At 76.9% G+C, this 3,721-nt stretch carries 3 protein-coding genes; 1 reads left to right on the forward strand and 2 read right to left on the reverse strand.

What is annotated here, in order from left to right; all coding sequences use genetic code 11:
• On the reverse strand, positions 1 to 1,084 hold a 1,084-nt coding region (locus tag VR45_RS29650; RefSeq protein WP_045942946.1), incomplete at its 3' end, for a hypothetical protein.
• A gap of 109 nt (positions 1,085 to 1,193) precedes the next feature.
• Between VR45_RS29650 and VR45_RS29655 the strand changes: the two genes are divergently transcribed.
• On the forward strand, positions 1,194 to 2,297 hold the full coding sequence (locus tag VR45_RS29655; RefSeq protein ID WP_107084313.1) for a winged helix-turn-helix domain-containing protein: 1,104 nt from the start codon (positions 1,194 to 1,196) through the stop codon (positions 2,295 to 2,297).
• Here the strand turns inward: VR45_RS29655 and VR45_RS29660 are convergent.
• The coding region (locus tag VR45_RS29660; protein WP_234326300.1) for a hypothetical protein at positions 2,255 to 3,721 on the reverse strand (1,467 nt) is incomplete at its 5' end. The two genes, VR45_RS29655 and VR45_RS29660, sit on opposite strands and share 43 nt — an antisense overlap.

Genomic DNA, 3,721 nt, shown 5'->3' on the forward strand with positions numbered 1-3,721 from the left:
TGGTGGCCGAGGTCAGTTCGGCGAACGCGCCCGCCACCGCCGCGCCGACCCCCTGCATCGCCAGCATGCCGGAACCGTGCAGGCCGAGCGCCTGCCCGCTCAGCTCGGGCGGCGTCAGCGCGACCAGCCGTTCCTGGAGCAGCAGCCCCGCCCCGTACCCGACGGTGGCCACGGCGACCAGCGCCGCCGCGACCGGCAGGCCCGGCTCCAGCGCGAACCCCAGGTACGGCGCGGCCAGCAGGACGCACAGCGGGACGGCCAGCCCCTCCCGCCGGTGTGCGGGCAGCACCCGGCCGACGAGGACGTCCCCGACCAGCATGCCCAGCGCCCCGACCGCGAACAGCAGGCCGGCCGCGTCCGGCCGGTACGGCACGTAGAGCGCCTCGACGCCCACGACCAGCCCGTTCGGCACCCACAGCGCGAGGTAGACGCACCGGCGCGGAGCGGAGGACCACAGCCGTGCGTTGGCCCGCCACGTCGCGGCGACGGACGGCCGCCCGGCGGCCCGGGGCGGGCGCCGACGCAGCCCGGCCCGCGCCGCACCGGCGGACAGCAGGTGCAGGGCGGCAGCCGTGAGCAGCGCGCCGGACGGTGTGAGGGCGGCCACCAGCGCACCGCCGACCGCGAAGCCGCCGATCTGGACCGGCCCGGAGGCCAGGCCCAGCGCGGAGCGGCCCAGCAGATAACCGTCCCGGCTCAGCAGTTCGTGGAGCAGCCCGTAGCGCACCCCGCCGCCCGCCGCGCCCGCCACCCCGAGGGCGAGCAGCACGGGGAACAGCGCCCAGGGCGGCAGGCCGGGCACCGCCTGGACGGCCGTGCCGAGGGCCAGCAGCACGCCGAGGCCGGTCAGCGCGGCGCGCGGCGGGAGCCGGTCGGCAGCCGACAGGACCGTGGCCGCGCCGAGCAGTTGGGCGAAGGCCGGGCCGAACATGGCCAGCGCCGCCAGCAACGGCGAGTCCGTCCGCCGGAACACCAGCACGCCGAGCGCGAGCCCGCCGACGGTCTGGGCCGCCGTCTGGGCGGCGGAGAACAGGAACAGCGCGGTGAACTCGCGCTCGTGGAACAGCTCCCGGTAGGTGCGCATGCGGCGGAGTCTTTCCGGCCCGGGCGGCGGCGCGTTAGCTTTTCGCCCAGGCGCGAAAGGTGCGTGAGGTGCAAGGGGTGCGAGAGGTTCGGGAGGGGCGGGTCGGGACGTGGACCGGTGGCAAATGGACGCGGACACGCTCGCGGGGAGTCGGTTCGCGCTGTCCCCGTTGGCCGAGACGGTCGCGGCGCTGAAGACCCTCCACCGGAGCACGGGCGCCCACCCCGGCGAGCGGCGGTGGCTGGCGGCCGCGCTCCCCCGCTACCGGGAGCGGCTGGCCGCCGACCCGGTCGCCGCCGTGCTGGTCCGGACGGCGCTGGGTCCGCGCTGGAACGCGACCTTCCTCACGCCGACACCGGGGGCGGCGGCGCCAGGGGCGGCGGCGCCGATGCCGGACGCGGCGGCGCTGTTCGCCCGCGAGCTCGCGGAGGTCCGGGCGACGCCCCCGGCCGTCGTCCGGGCCGACCTGGCCGAGACCCTGGGCGCCGCCGACGAATCGGCCCTGCCGCCGCTCCTGCTGCGGCACGAGGACCTCGCCGAGCGCGCCGCCGAGCTGCTGTCCTGGGTGTGGTCGGAGACCGTCGAACCGGACTGGGCACGCCGCCGGCGGATCATCGAGGCGGACATCCTGGCCCGCACCGCCGCCCTCGGCTCGGGCGGCTGGGCGGCGGCGCTGGGCGACCTGCGGCCGGGGATGCGCTGGCTCGGCGGCGACGGCCTGCGGACCGGCGCCGAACCTGCCGCCGCCCCCGCCGCTGAACCGCGCGAACTCACCGCCGCCGAGCTGCTGTTCGTGCCGGTCACGCCGACGCAGAGCTGGCTCTGCTGGGACGTGCCGACGGTGGACGGGCGGCGCGCGCGGCCCGGGCGCCGGTACGCGGTGGTCTACCCGTGCTCGGGCGTACTGGTCGACGGGGCCGGACCTTCGGTGCCGGAGGCGCTGGCCGCGCTGCTGGGGCGGGGCCGGGCCGAGCTGCTCGTCGCGCTCGACCCCCCGAAGACCACCAGTCAGCTGGTCGCCCTGACCGGCCTGCCGCTGGGCTCGGTCGGCCGCCATCTGCGCATCCTGCGCGAGGCCGGGCTCGCCCTGCGCCGCCGGGCGGGCCGCTCGGTGCTCTACCACCGCACTGCGGCGGGCCAGGTCCTGCTGGACGCGGCGCCGTCCGGGGCTCAGGCTCCCGGGGCCGAAAGTCCCGGGGCGGCCGGACCCTGAGGACCGTCCGGACGGGCGGCTGGGGGCCGGGTGAGGGCGCCGACGGCCGCGCCGGCCAGGGTGGTGAACAGGGCCCAGCCGACAGTCAGACCCGAGGCCTGCGACCAGGCCGACGTCCGGTGCGCGGCCCACAGGAGGTAGGGCAGAAGCGCCACCACCGCACTCCCCGCCGCGAACGCAGACAGGGCGCGGAGTCGGCGTCGCCCCGGATTCGGGCCGCGCCGCAGGAACCAGAGCAACGGCAGCAGCCCCACCGTCAACACTCCCGCCGGCAGCACCCCGGGCACCTTCCACAGCAGCTCGCCGCCGCACAGCCAGGCGGCGAGCTGGACCCAGAACAGGCAGAGCACCTGACGGAGCAGCAGGAGCGCCAGTTCCCGTCGGCGCTCGCCGGGTGCGGCGGAACCCAGCAGCCAGGCGGCCGCGACCGCCAGCATGCCCGCGAACCCGGCGGCCACCGCGACGGGCAGCCCCAGCGCCCAGCGGCGGGGCTGCTCGGGGGCGACGAAGGTACTGCGATCGGGATACTGCTGCTGTGTCCATACGCCGTCGGGCGTCCCGCGCAGCAGTCCGGCTTTCGGGTAGTTGGCCAGTACCACCCAGCCCTCGGGCGCCTCGAGGACGAGCAGCTCGGCGCCGTAGGGCTCCAGGACGTCGGTCGGTGACACGGACGGGGAAGGGGTACCGGACGGGGAGGACACCTCGGGCAGGGAGGACGAGGGCGGCTCCGAGCCAGGGGTCGGACGCGAAGGCCGGCGCCACGGCATTCCGGGGTCGTGGACCATGTGCCAGCTGAAGCCGCCGTCCTCACTCGCCTCCACCGGCGAGGTGGCGTCGCGGAGCCGGAAGCACAACCGGGGTCGGGACTCCGCGCACTGGCCGTTCTGCGGCTGGCTACGGTCGGGGCGGGGCCGGTCCGAGCGGCTCTGCTTCGTCCGCCTCCAGGTCGCGCCGCCGTCCTCGGTGATCCACCGCTTCCCCGGGGTGTCGAGCAGTGTCTGCCCGCCCCTGCTCCACAGCACAGGCCGCTCCGGGCCTGTCTGTGGCGACTGCCCGGTGGCCACCATCGCCACCACGGCCAGCGGCACGGCGACGGCCGCCGTCGGGCGCCACGACCGCCCGACGGCACGCGAGCGCTTCCACAGCCACCAGGAGACCCCCAGCGCCGGCAGCGCCACCAGGTCGCTCCGGTCGCCCTGGATCCGGCTCGGCACCCCGCTCCACGACCAGACCGCCGAAGCGACCTCGCCGCCCCACGGGCCGGACTTCGCGAAGGCGAACATCGCGCCCGTCGCCGCCAGCCCCGCGATCGCGGGCCGGTCCCCGCGCAGCCGCAGCACCGGTATCAGCGACAGCACCGGGGTCAGCAGCAGCGCCAGGACCACCGGTGACACCAGCATCCACGCCAGGTCGCTGACCTTCCC

The sequence above is a fragment of the Streptomyces sp. NRRL S-495 genome, assembly GCF_000966955.1.
GTDB lineage: Bacteria > Actinomycetota > Actinomycetes > Streptomycetales > Streptomycetaceae > Kitasatospora > Kitasatospora purpeofusca.